18 protein-coding genes are annotated in these 16,835 nt (G+C 34.7%); 11 read left to right on the top strand and 7 right to left on the bottom strand.

Features of this window, described 5'->3' with window-relative positions; translation table 11 throughout:
- Window positions 1-15: 15 nt before the first annotated feature.
- On the bottom strand, window positions 16-417 hold the full coding sequence (gene mce, locus BM383_RS00945; RefSeq protein ID WP_093021700.1) for a methylmalonyl-CoA epimerase: 402 nt from the start codon (window positions 415-417) through the stop codon (window positions 16-18).
- An 86-nt stretch (window positions 418-503) separates the two neighbouring features.
- On the opposite strand from mce, the gene rbfA reads away from it, so the two are divergent.
- The 11 genes from rbfA (at window position 504) to BM383_RS01000 (ending at window position 10,590) form a co-directional block, all read left to right on the top strand.
- Window positions 504-896: a 30S ribosome-binding factor RbfA gene (gene rbfA, locus BM383_RS00950; protein ID WP_093021703.1), complete on the top strand. Its 393-nt coding sequence runs from the start codon at window positions 504-506 to the stop codon at window positions 894-896.
- Between the two features lie 93 nt (window positions 897-989).
- Window positions 990-2,111 (top strand): ABC transporter permease, encoded by a 1,122-nt coding sequence (locus tag BM383_RS00955; RefSeq protein WP_093023383.1) that lies wholly within the window; start codon window positions 990-992, stop codon window positions 2,109-2,111.
- Window positions 2,112-2,329: 218 nt separating this feature from the next.
- Window positions 2,330-2,743: a response regulator gene (locus BM383_RS00960; protein WP_093021706.1), complete on the top strand. Its 414-nt coding sequence runs from the start codon at window positions 2,330-2,332 to the stop codon at window positions 2,741-2,743.
- Window positions 2,744-2,750: 7 nt separating this feature from the next.
- A complete protein-coding gene (locus BM383_RS00965) occupies window positions 2,751-3,293 on the top strand; it encodes a heme NO-binding domain-containing protein (RefSeq protein WP_093021709.1) in 543 nt (180 codons plus the stop codon).
- Window positions 3,290-5,275 carry a PAS domain-containing sensor histidine kinase gene (locus BM383_RS00970; protein ID WP_093021711.1) on the top strand — a complete coding sequence of 662 codons (1,986 nt, stop codon included), beginning with the start codon at window positions 3,290-3,292 and terminating at the stop codon, window positions 5,273-5,275. The genes BM383_RS00965 and BM383_RS00970 overlap by 4 nt, the downstream gene beginning before the upstream one ends.
- Before the next feature lie 13 nt (window positions 5,276-5,288).
- Window positions 5,289-6,425, top strand: coding sequence for an FIST signal transduction protein (locus BM383_RS00975; protein ID WP_093021714.1), 1,137 nt, complete (start codon window positions 5,289-5,291; stop codon window positions 6,423-6,425).
- Complete coding sequence (locus tag BM383_RS00980) at window positions 6,422-7,471, top strand: sensor histidine kinase (protein ID WP_093021717.1); 1,050 nt, start codon at window positions 6,422-6,424, stop codon at window positions 7,469-7,471. Before BM383_RS00975 ends, BM383_RS00980 begins: the two co-directional genes overlap by 4 nt.
- 4 nt (window positions 7,472-7,475) lie before the next feature.
- Window positions 7,476-7,790 (top strand): histidine kinase, encoded by a 315-nt coding sequence (locus tag BM383_RS00985; protein ID WP_093021720.1) that lies wholly within the window; start codon window positions 7,476-7,478, stop codon window positions 7,788-7,790.
- Window positions 7,791-7,799: 9 nt separating this feature from the next.
- Window positions 7,800-8,543, top strand: a complete 744-nt coding sequence (locus tag BM383_RS00990) for a LytR/AlgR family response regulator transcription factor (protein WP_093021723.1) — start codon at window positions 7,800-7,802, stop codon at window positions 8,541-8,543.
- A gap of 1,021 nt (window positions 8,544-9,564) precedes the next feature.
- Window positions 9,565-9,780 (top strand): hypothetical protein, encoded by a 216-nt coding sequence (locus BM383_RS00995; protein WP_093021726.1) that lies wholly within the window; start codon window positions 9,565-9,567, stop codon window positions 9,778-9,780.
- A gap of 369 nt (window positions 9,781-10,149) precedes the next feature.
- Window positions 10,150-10,590, top strand: a complete 441-nt coding sequence (locus BM383_RS01000; RefSeq protein WP_093021729.1) for a glycosyltransferase family protein — start codon at window positions 10,150-10,152, stop codon at window positions 10,588-10,590.
- A gap of 214 nt (window positions 10,591-10,804) precedes the next feature.
- On the opposite strand, the gene BM383_RS01005 is transcribed toward BM383_RS01000, so the two are convergent.
- The 6 genes from BM383_RS01005 to BM383_RS01030 are packed head-to-tail and all read right to left on the bottom strand — an operon-like array spanning window position 10,805 to window position 16,835.
- A complete protein-coding gene (locus tag BM383_RS01005) occupies window positions 10,805-12,160 on the bottom strand; it encodes a glycoside hydrolase family 28 protein (RefSeq protein ID WP_093021732.1) in 1,356 nt (451 codons plus the stop codon).
- Complete coding sequence (locus BM383_RS01010) at window positions 12,153-12,500, bottom strand: cupin domain-containing protein (protein ID WP_093021734.1); 348 nt, start codon at window positions 12,498-12,500, stop codon at window positions 12,153-12,155. Before BM383_RS01010 ends, BM383_RS01005 begins: the two co-directional genes overlap by 8 nt.
- On the bottom strand, window positions 12,490-13,266 hold the full coding sequence (locus BM383_RS01015; protein WP_093021737.1) for a rhamnogalacturonan acetylesterase: 777 nt from the start codon (window positions 13,264-13,266) through the stop codon (window positions 12,490-12,492). Before BM383_RS01015 ends, BM383_RS01010 begins: the two co-directional genes overlap by 11 nt.
- 6 nt (window positions 13,267-13,272) lie before the next feature.
- Complete coding sequence (locus BM383_RS01020) at window positions 13,273-14,259, bottom strand: pectinesterase family protein (RefSeq protein ID WP_093021740.1); 987 nt, start codon at window positions 14,257-14,259, stop codon at window positions 13,273-13,275.
- The gene (locus BM383_RS01025; RefSeq protein WP_093021743.1) at window positions 14,256-15,209 is read right to left on the bottom strand and encodes an alpha/beta hydrolase; all 954 of its coding nucleotides are present in this window, start codon (window positions 15,207-15,209) and stop codon (window positions 14,256-14,258) included. Before BM383_RS01025 ends, BM383_RS01020 begins: the two co-directional genes overlap by 4 nt.
- A gap of 3 nt (window positions 15,210-15,212) precedes the next feature.
- Window positions 15,213-16,835 carry a glycoside hydrolase family 43 protein gene (locus BM383_RS01030; RefSeq protein WP_093021746.1) on the bottom strand — a complete coding sequence of 541 codons (1,623 nt, stop codon included), beginning with the start codon at window positions 16,833-16,835 and terminating at the stop codon, window positions 15,213-15,215.

Below are 16,835 nucleotides of genomic sequence, written 5' to 3' on the forward strand. Positions count from 1 at the left end.
AACAAAAAAACTATTTTATGAAATTTCTTGGCAAAGTTCTATCAGTACTCCGTTTGTAGTTTTTGGATGTAAAAATGCAACTAACTTATTGTCTGCTCCTTTCTTGGGAGTTTCATTGAGAACAGTAAAACCTTCCAATTTCAAACGTGTAATTTCATCTTCAATATTTTCTACGTCAAAAGCTATATGATGAATGCCTTCTCCTTTTTTTTCAATGAATTTGGTTATGGGACTAGTTTCGGTGGTTCCTTCCAGAAGTTCAATTTTATTTGGTCCAACTTCAAAAAATGAAGTTTTAACACCTTCACTTTCTACAGTTTCGGTTTTGTACTGTGGTTTTCCAAAAAGTGAAGCGAAAAGATTATTTGAATCTTCAATATTTTTAACGGCAATGCCAATGTGTTCTATTTTTTTCATAAGATAGGGAATGGAGTATGCTTTTTAATTTTGCTACTTTTTTTAAAAGAATAAATAACTCGTACTAAAATACGTATTTTTGCACTATGGAAAGTAATAGACAGAAGAAAATAGCAGGAGTACTGCAAAAGGATTTGGCAGATATTTTACAAAGTGCTGCAAGAGATGGAGGATTAAATGGAGTTCTTATTTCGGTAACCAAGGTTAATGTTACGGTAGATTTGTCTATGGCAAAAGTTTATTTAAGTATTTTTCCACATGATAAAGGAGTGGAGTTACTTGAAGGAATTAGAGCCAATAAAAATAGTATTAAACATAACTTATCTCAGAGGACTAAAAATCAATTGAGACGCGTGCCTGACTTAGAGTTTTATATAGATGATTCTCTTGAATATATTGACAAAATAGATAAGTCCTTGAAAGGAGAAGAAAATCCATTAGAAAATCCAGATTTGTTAGATAAACGCAAAAAATCTTAAATCTCCGTTTTACATTTGAATGTACCTTTTTACATAGCTGGTAGGTATTTAATTTCCAGAAGTAAACAAAACGCTATAAATATCATAAATACGATGTCTGCAATAGTTGTAGTTATAGCGGCTGCAGCTTTGCTAATTGTTTTATCTGGTTTTGGAGGTTTAGAAAAATTCAGTTTAAGTTTTGCATCAGTTTTTGATCCAGACTTAAAAGTGGTACCAGTTACAGGGAAAACTTTCTCAGTTACCCCAAACCAATTAGACGCTATTTCAAAGATTGAGGGTATAAGTGCTTATTCAAAGATTATAGAAGAGCGGGTTTTTCTGAATTTCAAACAAAAAAATCACATTGCGTACATTAAAGGTGTAGATGCAAATTATGGAAACGTTAATCCAGTTGATAGTATTGTAGGGTATGGCACATGGACGTTGACTGACAATACCGTGGTCATAGGTAATGGAATTTCCAATACGCTAAGCTTGGGTATTTTTAACAGAAATGATGCACTTCAAATAATTGTGCCAAAACCGGGAAAAGGTAGTATTACCAGTCAGGCAAAGCCATATAGGGAAGCTTTTGTTACTGCAACCGGAATTTATCAGATTACGGAAGAATTGGATAAAAAATATGTGTTTACCACTTTTGATTTAGCTCGTGATTTAACTTCTATAGGTGATAATGAAGTATCTTTTCTAGAGATAAAGACAACAAAAAATGCTGATAATGATAAGATTATAGAGCAACTCAAAACCGTTTTTAACAATAATATTGCAGTTAAGAACAGAAAACAATTAAATGATGCACTCTATAAAATGCTCAATACAGAAAATGTAGCAATTTATCTCATTTTTACATTGGTACTCATAGTGGCTCTCTTCAATTTAGCTGGAGCCATAACTATGATGATTTTAGATAAAAAAGATAATCTAAAAACTTTATACGCGGTAGGAATTACTGTTCCACAGCTAAGAAATATTTTCTTTTTACAAGGTACATTGGTTACCGTTGGAGGTGGACTTTTAGGTATTCTTATAGGAGTTATTCTATTAATTATTCAGCAAAATGCTCCGTTTGTGTATATACCCCCATCACTACCATATCCAGTGGTGATAAAAATTTCTGATATTCTCATAGTTTTTTCAACAATTTCTATTTTAGGTTGCTCTGTTTCAAGAATGGCAGCAAACAGAATTTCCAAAAAACTACTTGCCAAGTAGGAGTTTTACTGAAAATAAATTATCAAAATTGTTGTATTTTCGGTAATTATAAATTGTAAGTCAAATGCTTGATTTTACAGCATAATAGTAACCAAAATCCGTTTAACTAAAGTAAACGACCATTCGTCTACAGTTTAGATAGACTTAAACTAAACCGACTTAGTTAACAAAGCATTGTTAATTACTTTTGTGTACAATTCTTTAATTCATAAACAAAGATGACAAATTCCCTAAAAGTGCTTCTCATAGAAGATGATATGATTGAGACCATGAAACTCAACCGTACCGTTTCTAAGCTGCAGTTAAAACATTCTATCACCGAAGCAAAAAATGGTGAAGAAGCATTACAGGTCTTAGAGCAGAAAGATAGATTACCAGATATTATTCTACTCGATTTAAATATGCCGAAAATTAACGGTATAGAATTTTTGTCAATTCTGAAAAATAATGATACCTTGAGGTACATTCCTACAATTGTTTTAACTACTTCTAGTAATCATAAAGATTTATTAGAGTGCTACAAAATAGGTGTTGCGGGCTACGTAATCAAACCATTAAAGTATGAAGATTATGTAGAAAAAATTGATAAGGTATTAAGTTATTGGAGTGTTAATGAGTTAATCAAGGTGTAATGCAGCTATGAAAGGAATTGTTTTTACAGAGTTTTTAGAACTAGTTGAGGATAAGTTTGGTTTGGAAATGGTAGATACCATCATTACTGAGTCAGATTTAGAATCAGGAGGAGTTTATACATCCGTAGGAACTTATGAATTTTCAGAAATGCTACAACTTCTGCAAAGTTTAAATAGCCATACAGGAATTCCTATAGATGACCTTTTGCTAGTGTATGCAGAACATTTTTTTAGTGTACTCAAGAAAAGTTATCCTCAATTTCTTGTAATGTATTCAGACCCAATTGAGATGATATCCTCTATAGAGAGTCATATACATGTTGAAGTTAGAAAAATTTATCCTGATGCAGAATTGCCTACTTTTGAAGTGGTAGAAAAATCTAAAAAGGCACTTACAATGATTTATAAGTCAAGTAGATCTATGCATTATTTTGGTCTAGGGCTTATGAAGCAAACATTCAAACACTTTAATACGAACGCAACTATTTTGGTAGAAAAAATAAAGGAAGACGGTACCGAAGTCAAATTTATCATCCAAAAAAGTGAATGAGCGTTTCCATATCCATACTTGAAAGAGCTTTAGAAAGAGAAAAAGCAGCAAGAAAACAAGCCGAAACTATCTTAGAGAAAAAATCGGCAGAGCTATACAAAATCACACAAGAGCTCCAAGAGTCTAATCAAAAATTAAATCATTTATTTAACGCCACTCGTTCAGAGCTTACAGGCGTTTTTGCCAATTTGGTAGACGCCTATTTAGTAACAGATCTTTCGGGTGATGTTATAAAAATGAACGATGCCGCAATCCAACTTTTAGGATTTGATTGTACCAAGGAAAACTTCAATATCAAACACTTGATTTTTAAAGAGGATCTGGCGGTTTTCTATACATATTTCAAACAGATTGATGCTGAAAATCAATACAAGGATTTCAATGTAAGAGTTGTAACAAAGTCTAACGAATTGAAAATTTTGCACATCAATTGTAGTATGATGCATGATCAAGATTCCAATGAACCCGTTGCAGTTCAGGGAATTTTTAGGGATGTTACATCGCAAGTTTTTGCAGAAGAAAAGCTTAGAGCCTCGGAAAATAGATTAGCCCTTTTGGTAAACAATTTAGATAGTGGTGTTTTCATGCTAAACGAAAACAACACTATCTTACTAGCCAATAAAAAGCTATGTGATATTTTTAATCTGAAAGTGTCTGCCGATGAACTTTCTGGAAAAAAATTGAAAGATAGCGGCTTTATATTTGACGAATTATTTACAGATAAAGATGCTGTTCTAGATCGTTATCAAGAAATTACTTCAAAAAAACAGGTTGTTCTAGGGGACGAATTGCAATTGAAAAATGGAAGGTTTCTTGAGCGAAATTATATTCCAATATATGAAAATGATGAATTTAGAGGTCATCTATGGAGTTTCATTGACATCACATTAAAAAAGAAATTTAGACAATCTCTGGAATCAGAAAAGCAAAAGTACGGCAACGTAATTGCAAATATGAATCTTGGCATGGTGGAGTTAAGTAATGACGGCCAAGTGGTAATGGTAAATCAAAGTTTTTGTAAAATATCTGGTTTTACCGAAGAAGAGATTATTGGTAAAGGGATTGGTCTTTTTACAAAAGATGCTTCAAAATCTTTTAAACGTATATTACAGGAAAAAGGAAAACGTATAGAAGGTATTTCTAGTTCCTATGAAATAGAAGCATTTAATAAGATAGGCGATAAGAGATATTGGCTTATAAGTGGTGCTCCAAACTACACTATTGAGGGTAAAGTTGCTGGGTCAATAGGTATTGTATTAGACATTACAGAAATACGTAACCTTCAATTTCAAAAAGAAGCACTGGTAGAAAAACTAGAGCGCAGTAATATTGAGCTTCAAGAATATGCGCACATTGTTTCTCATGACCTTAAATCTCCATTGCGAAGTATCTATGCATTGGTATCTTGGTTAAAAGAAGATAATGAAGGCAAGCTAGACGAGCTAAGTATGCAAAATTTTGGCATGATAGAGTCTACACTTGAAAAGATGGAGCAATTAATTACAGATATTCTTAATTATTCAAGTGCAGGAGCTGGTACTTTAGAAGTTTCTTCCGTAGATCTAAATATTGTAATAGAAGATATTAAACAATTATTGTACATTCCCAATCATATTCAAGTGGAAGTAGTTGATAAATTACCTGTGATCTCCGCAGATCATGTGAAAATTCAGCAGGTTTTTCAAAACTTGATAAGTAATGCTATAAAATTCATAGATAAAGAAGAAGGGCTTGTTGAAATAGGATATAGACAAACTGAAAAATTCTATGAATTCTATGTAAAAGATAATGGAATAGGTGTTGAAGAAAAGTATCATAACAAGGTATTTGAAATTTTCCATTCACTCAAGAAAAGTAAAGATTCAACGGGAATTGGCCTGTCTATTGTCAAAAAAATCATAAAATTATATAATGGAAGAATTTGGATAGAAAGTACACCAGGAGAAGGTACAACATTCAAATTCACAATTAAAAAGAGCTAAAAAAAGAGAAGGTATGAAAACGGTTCAATTAAAAAGGAAAAAACTGGAAGAGTGGGAATATGTTGGTGAAAAAATTACCCTTGTAAAACCATTGGTTTTAGTTTTTGGGAATCGTTTTCTGCTAGAAGATTCTAATATTTACGAAGAAGTAAGAGCATTATTTCCAGATGGGGAACTTGTTTTTGGAAGTACAAGTGGAGATATTTCTGGAGATATGGTAAATGAAGATAGTGTAACCATTACAGCTATTGAGTTCGAAAAAACACAAATGGTCATCAAAACCGGTAATGTGAAAGACGAGCAAAAGGATGATTATCACACAGGTTATGATCTTTTAAAGCAGTTTGACCTTGATAAACTTCAATTCATGTTTATCGTGGCAGAAGGAAGTTTTTTAAACGGAAGTGATTTGACCAAAGGAATGACCGAAGCATTACAAAATAAGGTTTTGATAACCGGAGGTTTGTGTGCAGATGATACTCGATTTGAGAAAACGTTGTCGTCCTACAACGAAAATCCAAAAGAAGGCGAGATTGTAGCCGTAGGTTTATATGGAGAATCTTTGGAAGCTACTTTCTCTATTTATGGAGGTTGGACACCCTTTGGCCCAAAAAGAATAGTTACCAAATCACAGGGTAATATTTTGTATGAGTTAGATGGTCAACCGGCCTTAGATCTTTATAAAACGTACCTCGGTGAAAAATCTAAAGATTTACCTGCTTCTGCATTGTTATATCCTTTAAATGTTACGGCAAAAGAAGGTGAGCAATCTATTGTTCGCTCTATTTTAAATATAGATGAAGAAGCAAATGCAATAATTCTTGCTGGCGATATTCCAGAAAAGGCAAAAGTACAATTGATGATGACCAATGTAGATCATATTGCTAATGCTTCTGAAAGAGCCGCAAGACAAGCTATGGAAGGAAGAAAAACAACTCCAGATTTGGCCTTATTAATCAGCTGTATTGGTAGAAAGTTGGTTTTAGATCAACGAGTAGAAGAGGAAGTAGAAGAAGTTATAGAAGTTCTGGGAGACGCAACAACCATTTCTGGTTTCTATAGCTACGGAGAAATTGCTCCTTTTCATGGAGAATCTTCTTGTAAATTGCATAATCAGACTATGACAATTACGTTGTTAAGTGAAGTATGAACTCACTGCTAAAAAGACAAATACGTAAATTTCTAACTCCAGAACTTGCTGAAAACAAAGAGCTGGAGAAGTTTCTATTGGCTGTTGATAAATCGTATGATAATTTTGATGAGCAATCCATGATGATTCAACGTGCTATGAAGTTGAGTTCAGAAGAATTATATCATGCCAATAATCAGCTTAGAAAAGAAAGTCAAGCTCAAAAGCAAGTAATAGAGCAGTTACGAAACATCATCAACACCTTAAAGCTTTTCGAATTATCATCAGGCGAAATTACAGATAATTTAGAGCTCGATGGTTCCAAGTTGGCTGATTACGTAAATAATCAGGCGAAAGAAATAGTAACTATAAACAAGCATAGAGATGACTTGCTGAAAAATCTGGAAAAGCAGAACGAGGCATTGAGTGATTATGCGCACATGGTATCACACGATTTAAAGTCACCTTTAAGAAGTATAGACGTTTTGAGTCTTTGGCTCTTGGAAGATTTCGGTGAAAAGTTAGGAGAAGAGGGCGTTCGTAATTTAGAGTTGATACGTAACAATGTCCAGAAAATGGAAGATTTAATTATCGGTATTTTAGATTACTCTACAATAGATAAAGGGGATACTGATTTTTATGATGTGGATATAGATTTCAAAGTAAAAGATATTTTAAAAACTACTTACATTCCAGAGCATATAGAAGTTAATATTTTAGATAAGCTTCCGGTGATCAAGGGAGATAAATTACGTCTTAGTCAACTTTTTCAAAACTTAATAGGGAACGCTATAAAGTATAACGACAAAGAAAAGGGAATAATAAACATAGGCGTTACTCCAAAAAGAAAATACTGGGAATTCTATATTCAAGATAATGGAAAAGGTATAGAAGAGCAGTATTTTAAAAAAATATTCAAAACATTTGAAAAACTAGAGAATAATCCTAATTCTACCGGAATTGGGTTGGCTATTGTAAAAAAAATTATAGAATTTTATAAAGGAAAAATTTGGTTGACCTCAGAGATAGGAAAAGGAACTACTTTTTACTTCACTTTAAAAAAATAAATGTATGGAAACGCCCAATATGTCTTACATTCACAGCCTTTCGGGAGGCGATAAGGAATTCGAAGAGCAACTATTAACAATAGTAAAAAAGGAATTTCCGCAAGAAAAATCTGCTTATTTAGATGAGATAAATAAAGAAAACTATGTTAAAGCTGCAGAATGTGTGCATAAACTTAAGCATAAAATTAGTATTTTAGGTCTAGAAAAAAGTTATAAACTTGCAGATAGGTATGAAAACAATCTAAAAGAAGTAAACCTTGAGCTTCAAAATGATTTTCATGCCATCTTAAATGTGATAACAGATTACTTAGAAAATTAACCTAATCCTATGAATTGCATAATTATAGATGACGAAGCTACGGCTCGTACTATTATAAAAAAACTATGTTCTCAACTGCCAGAATTAACAGTTGTGGATGAATTTCCCAATGCAATTCAAGCTATAAAATATTTAAATAAAAGTGAGGTAGATTTAATTTTTCTAGATATTCACATGCCAGATTTTACAGGGTTTGATTTTATTCAAACCATCAAAAATCCTCCAAGAATTATTTTAACAACATCAGATTCTCAGTTTGCCATAGAAGCCTTTGAGTATAGCTGTATTGTAGACTATTTGGTAAAACCATTGGAATTACCACGTTTTGAGAAGGCTATTCAAAAAGCAAAAATCTTTCAATCTAGTAACGAAGTAGTTGTAAGTAATACAAAACCTTCAAAAGCTGAAAATAATCCAGAGGAAAAAGAGAAACCTTCAAATGAAAAAGATTTATATGTGAATATAGATCGAAGACTTATCAAAATAGATATTCCTACCATTTACCTTATTGAAGCTAAAGGAGATTACATCAATATAAAAACGGAAGACAAAAATTATACAGTTCATTCTACACTTAAAAAGATAGAAGATAAGCTTCCTGAAAGTACTTTTTTAAAAGTGCATAGATCCTATATCATAAATATCAAGAAGATCATAGATATTGAAGATAACAGTGTGCTTATCAAAAAAGATGTGATACCAGTAAGCAGGTCCAATAGACCAGAGCTTATGAAACGTTTAAATCTCCTATAACGAAAAACTCCCGTAAACAAAGTTTTTCAAATGCATGCTTCATATTTAAGGGAAAACGTTTTCTTAGATAAACTGATTTCTTAAGTGTCTCTATAGAAATTAACTTTCCATTCATCTACAGTAAACGGCTAACTAACGAAAATTAAACTATATCCAGTTTTTTGCGCCTACTTTTGATCATGTAATTAAGAAATAAAATTTCTGGGTCATGAAAAGAGTTCACGAAAAAACAACAATAGTTACAGCAGCTTTTTCCCATTCACCCCAAAGCCTTGTTCTAATGGCTCCGATTATAATCTCAGAAATTTTGTTTCAAACTCTAAACTATTTACTGTTGTTTACAGATAAGAAATTTAGAGAAACGTTCAAGAGTTAGTTGGTTAGTTTTTTTCATAGCAATTTAGTTGGTTATTCAAAAGCAGGGGGTGGTTCCCCTGCTTTATTCAAAAGCTTTCTGCTACTTTAAAATATTGAAACACAATTTAGAAGCGTATTTATATACTCTGATTCTTTTGTTAAAGTAGGAAATAAACTTCAAAACATAGCTTTGCCTATCAAATCTTGTTTTAAGAAGTGCTTCTAATTATAATATAAAAGCAAATTACAAGTTGGTTTTTTTCATAGCAATTTAGTTGGTTATTTTGTAAAGCAGGGGGGTGGTATCCCCTGCTTCTTTAAGTAAGTAATTGTTACTGAAATGAAATTTAATTTGCTTCAAAAAAGTAAATAAAGATTAGTTTTTCATAGCAATTTAGTTGGTTATTTTCAAAAAGCAGAGGGTGGTGCCTCTGCTTTTTTTGTTTTATAGTTTTACTAAAAGAGAAAAGCCTTTTCAGTTTAACTTCATTCAGCTAGTTCATCTTCATTTTTTTGCAATTCAACTATAGCAAAAAGCACTTAAACTGTTTAACTCAATTTTTGTGATAAATATTGTCCATTTTTGAAGTATAATTAGAAAACATACTTAGAATGTTTTCCGATGAATAAAGTTTTTTGACAGTTAAGCAAATAGAGCCCTTATTTGAAAGTATTAGAAGCGGCAAGAACTACTGCAAATGATGATGTAGAATTATTGCTGGCTAGGTTAATTAATTACAGCGTTCCCTGTGTAATGAGATGTATGAAGATAGAAGGAGATGCAAAAGTAATTTATAGTTTTCTTGTGCCTGCGATAGTTAAGAAGAGAGAAGCAGTAGTTTTTTCTAATACCCAGTATATCTCTAAAAGCTTTGAATGATAAAGTAATGAGTATAAGCCTAAAACCGATTTAGTAACAAAAGTCGACAGCTTTTTTTGCCCCTTATCCCAAATCCTAAGATAGCCTGCAATTATGGTAAACTCGGTTTTAGCAGCTCAAATAGATTTTTTCAATCTATTCATAAAAAAGAGACACTTCTCAAGAGTGTCTCTTTTTTTATGTTTTAAAATGTAATTCAAAAGCTAGTTTGTTTGGGAACTTGATAATTTATGAGGTTAAATTTGTGAATTATGTAATTAACTACACAAGTGTTTCATTCGTCTATAGAAACATTCGCTCAATCGAAGTTTTATAAATACAGCACTTGTATACTATACTTTTGGTATAAGAAATGAGAAATTAAAAATCATGAAGACGGGTATCATTTTGTATTGTCATAATGAAGAAGAAAAAATAAATCCTTATGCTTTTACTGAGTTTTTAAAGATAGAAGATAAGTATCATTTATGTTTTGTAAACAATGCAAGTAGTGATGAAACTTTAACGCTTTTAAAAAAAATACAACGTGAAAACCCAAATCAAGTTTCTATCGTAGATATCAAGAAGAAAAATCAAAATATCATAGCCATAAGAGCAGGAACAAGGTATTTAGGCAATCTTCCAGAGATTATTAATATAGGATTTTTAGATATAGAACTTGATAAAGCATTAACTAAGATAAATCTGTTAGAAGAAATTCAGAAACTAGAAATACAAGATATTGACCGCGATAATTTTGGACGAAATTTTTTAAAACGAAGTATTTCTGGAATTATAAAATCGATACTCTTATTTATAATTATAAAATAATAGTTTTCAATAATATCTTGGTAAGGATGATGAAGAGATGTTTGCAGTTGAATTGAATTAGGAAAATAACAATCGTTTTACTTATACTTTTTAAACCCTTAAGATCCACCCCTCTTTTTTGATAAGTGAAACGCAAGAATCCCAATTCCCTTACCAATCCCCCCAATCCTGAACGGCCTTTCCTTTGGAAGGGTCGTTTTCACTTTCTAGTAATTTACTTTACCGCTGTGGGCACAGTAGCAGCTTCACCAATAATTACATCTTTAAAGTCAATGTGTTGGGTGTTGGTAATAGAAATTCCATTCGTAGCTTTTTGAATGTGAATATTTTTGAACTGAACATTTTCTACCTTACTTTCAGGATAACCTTGAATCACAATCGCAGTTCCCGAGGCTGAGGTACATTGAATATTACTGATGAAAACATCTTTAATTTTTGAATTGAAACCACTGCCTTCTCCATGATAATTAGCGGTGATGTAGAAACAATCTTCAGTATCTTTAAAGCTTACGTTGTCTATATAAATATCTTTGATAAAACCGCCTCTATCGGCATTGGTTTTAAAATAAATTCCACGTTTTAAATAGCCGTGAGCCGTACAGTTTTCTACAAAAACATCTTGTACTCCAGCCGACATTTCGCTACCAATGACCAACGAATGCAAACCTTTAAAAGAACAATTTCTAATAAGAATATTTTCTGAAGGTGTTGCTGCATTCGCTCTTCCTTCGTGGTCGCGCCCGGCTTTGATGGCTATGTTGTCATCTCCGTTGTTAAATTTGATGTCTTCTATCAATACGTTTCTAGTGTATTCCAAGTCAATGCCGTCGTTGTTTTTGTTATGAGCATCATACGTTAATTTTCGCAGTGTAACACTTTCACATTGTAATAAATGCACACACCAAAAAGGAGCATCTTCTATTTGAACGCCTTCCAATAATATATTTTTCGAATTGACAAACTGAATCAATTGCGGACGTAAATAATGTCCGTTTCCAAAAACACGGTCTTTGATCGGAGTTCCTTCATGATTCATTTTTCTGGAAAGTAGCTTGTCTGCAGTTTCTTTTGGTTTCCATTGCAACCAGGTTTCTGAAGCTTCTCCGTCAATAATTCCTGTTCCGGTGATGGAAATATCTGTCAGATATTTTCCGTAAATTAACGGACTGTGGTTATACACAAAAGTGCCTTCCCACGAAGTAAACACCGTTGGATAATCTTCCGGATTGCTGCCAAATTGTAGCACAGCACCTTCTTCTAAATGCAAATTGAAATGTGAAATAAAATGAATAGGTCCATTGATAAGATACGTTCCTTTCGGAACATGCAACGTGCCGCCACCTTTCTTTTTCAAATGTTGAATGGCTTTGTCAAAGGCTTTTTTACAATCTTTTTTTCCATCTCCTTTAGCTCCGAAATTGATGACGGAAACTTCATAAACTGGAATTTCAGGAAGTTGAATTGCTGCTAAAATGGCTTCTTTTTTTGCTTGTTTCGCTTCCGGAGAAAGTTGTGCAAACCCCGAAGTAAACATGCTTAGAAAACTTATGAATAAACAAATTCTACGCATCTTCTAAAAAATCTTCCCGAACTGGATTAAACACATCAATTAAAATTCCGGCAGCTAAACATTCCGCTCCGTGGATAAGATCTGGAGTTACAAAAAAGCCATCGCCAGTTTCTAGAATTTCGCTTTTTCCGTCAATGGTAATTTTAAATTTCCCTGAAGCAACATACGATCCTTGTGTGTGAACGTGCGAATGCAAAGCACCTATGGCTCCTGTTTCAAACTTTACTTTTACCAGCATTAAATCCTTACTGTACCCAATAAACTGTCGGGAAATGCCTTCTCCTACCGTTTCCCATTCGGTGGCTTTGGTTTTAAAAAAATGAGTTGTTTTAGTAGTCATTTGTTAGAATTTTAAGAGTGAGTACTTCTGGACGGATGTATTTTTTCAATTCCAAATCTTGTTTGTTGATTTCCTGTAAAGCTAACGAAGCAACCAAGGTAGCGCCCATGCGCGACAGGTGGGTGTTGTCGTCTTTCCCTTTAGGATAATAAGCAACTTCACCAGGCTGAAAATGCAAATGCAAATCAGCTGATTTTTCGGGGCCAAATTGATTTTCCAATTGCTCGGTTAACCATTGCATGTCTACAAACGGAACTTCTAAATCTTTTGCCACCATTCTAACTACTAACGGATATTCTTTATGAGTATCTACCAAAACTCCGTATTCGTTGAAGTTTCTGCGTACAATGGAAGACATTAAAATAGGAATTGCGCCTTTCGAACGCGTTTCTTTCACATAGCGTTCTAAGTTGTATCTATATTCGGTAAACGGATTGGTGAAACGTGTAGAGTCTTTAAATTTCTGATCGTTATGCCCGAATTGAATAAACACAAAATCGCCTTTTTTCAGGTTGTCGTAGACGGTTTTCCAACGACCTTCAGTTCTAAAACTTTTAGAACTTCGGCCATTTACAGCGTGATTTTCAATTACAATGTCATCGGTCATTAATTCTGGAAGCAATTGTCCCCAACCGTGTTCAGGATTGGTATCCGGATTTTTCTTGTCGGCCATGGTAGAATCGCCAATCAGGTACAACGTAGGTTTTTGCTGTGCAGTAATCGTTAAGGTACACAATAGTAAAATTGTGGTAAGTAGTTTTTTCATGTTGATTTATTTTTCAGGATTCCAGCCATCACAGCCTTTCAAAATATTTTTTGTGGTGTATTTTTTTCGCTCTTTATCGGTTAATTGATGTGACCACGATACGCGCGTTTCTGGTGAAGCGCCGTCGCCCATGCTATTGTATTCGGCATAGTAGGTAGTTTTTTCTTTTTCAGGAAACATTTTATCTCCCGTCCACGGATTCCAACCTTCTTTTACAATATGCGCGCCCATTTCAGTATTGATAAAAACGGTTTGTGCGTACGATCGCCAAGGACGTCCAAGAAATACTTTATCCACACCATCAGCAGCAATCAATTCAGCATTGAAAAACACATAGCCAAATGCTTGATTTTGCGGTGTAGCAGCAGCTGTGATATACGAATTTACTAAACTTTTAATAGTGCAATCTTGAAAAACCACGGTGGCTTCTCCAAAAATAAAATCGGTTGTGCCTTCTATAAAACACTGGTTGTAATATTGTCTGCTGCCTGCAGTGGCGGTGTACAGCGTATCTTGGCAGCCCAGTAAATTACAGTTTTCAGCAATAAAACGGTCGCCTTCAACGTGCAAAGCCACGGCCTGTCCTTCATTGCAGGAAGCGTTTTTAATAGTGATGTTTTTCAAATGAATATCATCGCCCTGTACCAATAGGGTGTAAGAGGTAAAGGTGCTATGTTTTTTTCCGGTAACGGCATCAATTTTGCCGGAATAATCTGCGTTGCTAATAATGGTTTCGTCTTTGTCTTCGCCAACTAAAGTCAACTGATGTTTCCAGGTTGGAATTTGGACTTTCTCATGATAAACTCCTTTTTTGATAAAGATTTCTACTTCTCCTGGGCCTAAATCTCGACACGAATTAATAGCTTTTTGAATGGAGGTGAATTCGCCACTTTCGTCAAGTGCTACTACAATTTTTCGGTACGGATTTTCTGATTGTGCAACCGCAAATGTTACTGAAAAAATCAATATAAAGAGGAATGATAGTTTTTTCATAATGAATTTGTTTTGAAGGTTTTATGGAGGAAATTTACAGTATAGGTTAACGTTGGTTGAAACCAAGGATGTAACAGCCAAAACGAGTGCGGTGAATTTTCTAAAGTATGTACTTCGGAATAGATTTGATAGGTATTTAGTTTTTCAATCATAGCATCTCTACCAGCATGAAATCTAGGACGCGCACTGTTGATGAAAAGCGTTGGAGGCGTATTTTTATCAATATATTCCAATGGCGAGGCTTCTTTCCAGGTTTCAAAATGTTCCTTTTCAGAACCGCCTAACCAGTAGGCAGCGTAACTCCCTTCTTCAGCTTCCGGATGAATAAAAGAAACAATACCATCGATATTGATGATGGCTTGCACGGCATCAGAAGTTGTGTTTTCAGAAGGAAATATGTTTGAATTTGCCGTAACACCTACCAACGTTGCCAATTGAGCGCCAGCCGATGTACCTAAAATAGCCAGTTGATCTGGATTAAAATGATATTTTTTAGCATGCTCCCGAACCCAACGAATCGCATCTTTAATGTCTAACACCGCTGCGGGATATTTGGCTTCGTCACTCAACCGGTATTGAACAGTGACCGCCGAAAATCCGTTTTTGGCCAATTGTTCAGCCATTACTTGTTGGTTTTCTTTGCTGCCGGAAATCCATCCTCCGCCGTGTATCAAAAGCACTACAGCAGTATTTTTTTTGTTTTTTGGTTGATAAATGGAAAGCTGTAACGCTGAGGTTTCAGTCGTTTTATATACTACATTCTCCGTGACTTTTACCGAGTCTGATGACTGAAAAACAATGGGTTTTATAAAAGGAAACTCTTTTTGATGTTTTTCATAGGTAGTTGCTACAGTGTAGGGACGCGCCTTGGGTTGTTGTGCCCAAAGCGGTGTCCCATTCACTATAACCACAAACACAATTAAGAGTGTATTTTGAATGCAATAATGCATGTATTATTCGATTTTGAAATAATTCATATCTGCATAACCGCCGCGTTTGGATCCTTTTTCACTTACTGAAAAAAGTCCCACTTTAGTGCCCATCCATTTGCCGGGTTTGGCTTGGAAAGGATCTCCTATTTTTTTGTAGCGTTTGCCGTTTTCGCTATAGTAAAACTGGCACATTGCGTTGGGAGCACTAACTTCTACTTTAAGAAATACGTGATTGGTTTTCAACTTTTCTTCGGAAATTAAAGCTTCTGTCCCGCCGTGTTCTGCATCTACGGCAACTGTTTGTTGCAAATAAAAAGCGTCTTCTTTTTGGGTGATGGTAGACGTAGCATAATCCATTCCCATGATGATTAATCCGGCTTTGCGAGCTTGTTTAGCATCTTCCGGAATTAGGGTGATTTCGGTACTTGCTGTAAACTCAGGTGCTGGAAATTTTTGTAACAATAGATTTGGAACCAACCATAAGTTTTCTGCCTCTTCCGGAATAGCAATACTGAATAAACGCAGATAATCATTCCCGGGTAATTTAGCATGCCAAACCACTTTGGGGTTGGCGTTCCATTGCCATTGAATTCCTAGGCTGTCGCCTTCAAAAAGATCGGTTTCCTTGGGTGTTACTTTCGGAAATGATTTCCCAATTTTTGGTTTTTTGTGAGTTGTCACAGGCTCTCCAATGCCATTTTTATCGTAATCGATGCCCATTAACGGCCAATCGTTTTTCCATTCCATTGGTTGCAAATGCACAATTCTTCCGTAGGCATCCACATCTTGAAAATGATAAAACCAATCTTCATCTTCAGCAGTTCTTACCCAGGCTCCTTGATGTGGGCCATTGATCTTGGTAGAACCTTGTTCTAATACTATTTTTTCCTCATAAGGCCCATAGATGTTTTTAGAACGAAGAATCAATTGCCACCCTGTGGGCACACCACCTGCAGGCGCAAAAATGTAGTAATAACCATTGCGCTTGTAAAATTTAGTACCTTCCACGGTAGGATGCTTTTCATGTCCGTCAAAAACATGTCTTCCTCGGTCTAATACTTTGGTACCTTCAGCATTCATTTTATGAACCGTCAATAAGCTTTTTACTCCGGCTCTGCTTCCTGCCCAGGCATGCACCAAATAGGCTTTGCCGTTATCATCCCATAAAGGAGAAGGATCAATAGCTCCTTTGGCTTCCATGACCAATATAGGTTGAGACCATTGGCCAAACGGATCGCTGGTTTTAACCATGTATATTCCAAAATCAGGATCGCCCCAATAGATGTAAAATTCGTTTTTGTGAAAACGAATGCAAGGCGCCCAAACACCGTTTCCGTGTTGGGGTTTGCTGAAATGCTCCTCGGGCGTAATTACAGGCAATGCATAGTTCACCAATTCCCAATTCACCATATCTTTAGAATGTAAAATGGGTAATCCCGGAGCTGCCTGAAAACTGGATGCCGTCATATAATAATCATCGCCAGCACGACATACATCGGGATCTGAATAATCGGCATACAGAATCGGGTTTTTGTACGTGCCATCGCCTTGATCGGCTACCCAAACCTTAGAAACGTAAGGTTGTTGCGCTTCCGAAGTATAGATTCCAATTAAAAAACTGATGATGTAAAAAGCTTTTTTCAT

It is taken from the genome of Pustulibacterium marinum (assembly GCF_900116665.1).
In the GTDB taxonomy this organism is placed as follows: domain Bacteria; phylum Bacteroidota; class Bacteroidia; order Flavobacteriales; family Flavobacteriaceae; genus Pustulibacterium; species Pustulibacterium marinum.

Bases quoted from the DNA above. Each gene is read 5' to 3' on its own strand.
- BM383_RS01015 (WP_093021737.1), bottom strand. From the start codon at position 13,266: ATGAAAAAACTACTTACCACAATTTTACTATTGTGTACCTTAACGATT.
- mce (WP_093021700.1), bottom strand. From the start codon at position 417: ATGAAAAAAATAGAACACATTGGCATTGCCGTTAAAAATATTGAAGAT.
- BM383_RS00970 (WP_093021711.1), top strand. From the start codon at position 3,290: ATGAGCGTTTCCATATCCATACTTGAAAGAGCTTTAGAAAGAGAAAAA.
- BM383_RS00990 (WP_093021723.1), top strand. From the start codon at position 7,800: ATGAATTGCATAATTATAGATGACGAAGCTACGGCTCGTACTATTATA.
- BM383_RS00965 (WP_093021709.1), top strand. From the start codon at position 2,751: ATGAAAGGAATTGTTTTTACAGAGTTTTTAGAACTAGTTGAGGATAAG.
- BM383_RS01005 (WP_093021732.1), bottom strand. From the start codon at position 12,160: ATGCGTAGAATTTGTTTATTCATAAGTTTTCTAAGCATGTTTACTTCG.
- rbfA (WP_093021703.1), top strand. From the start codon at position 504: ATGGAAAGTAATAGACAGAAGAAAATAGCAGGAGTACTGCAAAAGGAT.
- BM383_RS00955 (WP_093023383.1), top strand. From the start codon at position 990: ATGTCTGCAATAGTTGTAGTTATAGCGGCTGCAGCTTTGCTAATTGTT.
- BM383_RS00985 (WP_093021720.1), top strand. From the start codon at position 7,476: ATGGAAACGCCCAATATGTCTTACATTCACAGCCTTTCGGGAGGCGAT.
- BM383_RS01010 (WP_093021734.1), bottom strand. From the start codon at position 12,500: ATGACTACTAAAACAACTCATTTTTTTAAAACCAAAGCCACCGAATGG.
- BM383_RS00960 (WP_093021706.1), top strand. From the start codon at position 2,330: ATGACAAATTCCCTAAAAGTGCTTCTCATAGAAGATGATATGATTGAG.
- BM383_RS01000 (WP_093021729.1), top strand. From the start codon at position 10,150: ATGAAGACGGGTATCATTTTGTATTGTCATAATGAAGAAGAAAAAATA.
- BM383_RS01030 (WP_093021746.1), bottom strand. From the start codon at position 16,835: ATGAAAAAAGCTTTTTACATCATCAGTTTTTTAATTGGAATCTATACT.
- BM383_RS01025 (WP_093021743.1), bottom strand. From the start codon at position 15,209: ATGCATTATTGCATTCAAAATACACTCTTAATTGTGTTTGTGGTTATA.
- BM383_RS00980 (WP_093021717.1), top strand. From the start codon at position 6,422: ATGAACTCACTGCTAAAAAGACAAATACGTAAATTTCTAACTCCAGAA.
- BM383_RS01020 (WP_093021740.1), bottom strand. From the start codon at position 14,259: ATGAAAAAACTATCATTCCTCTTTATATTGATTTTTTCAGTAACATTT.
- BM383_RS00975 (WP_093021714.1), top strand. From the start codon at position 5,289: ATGAAAACGGTTCAATTAAAAAGGAAAAAACTGGAAGAGTGGGAATAT.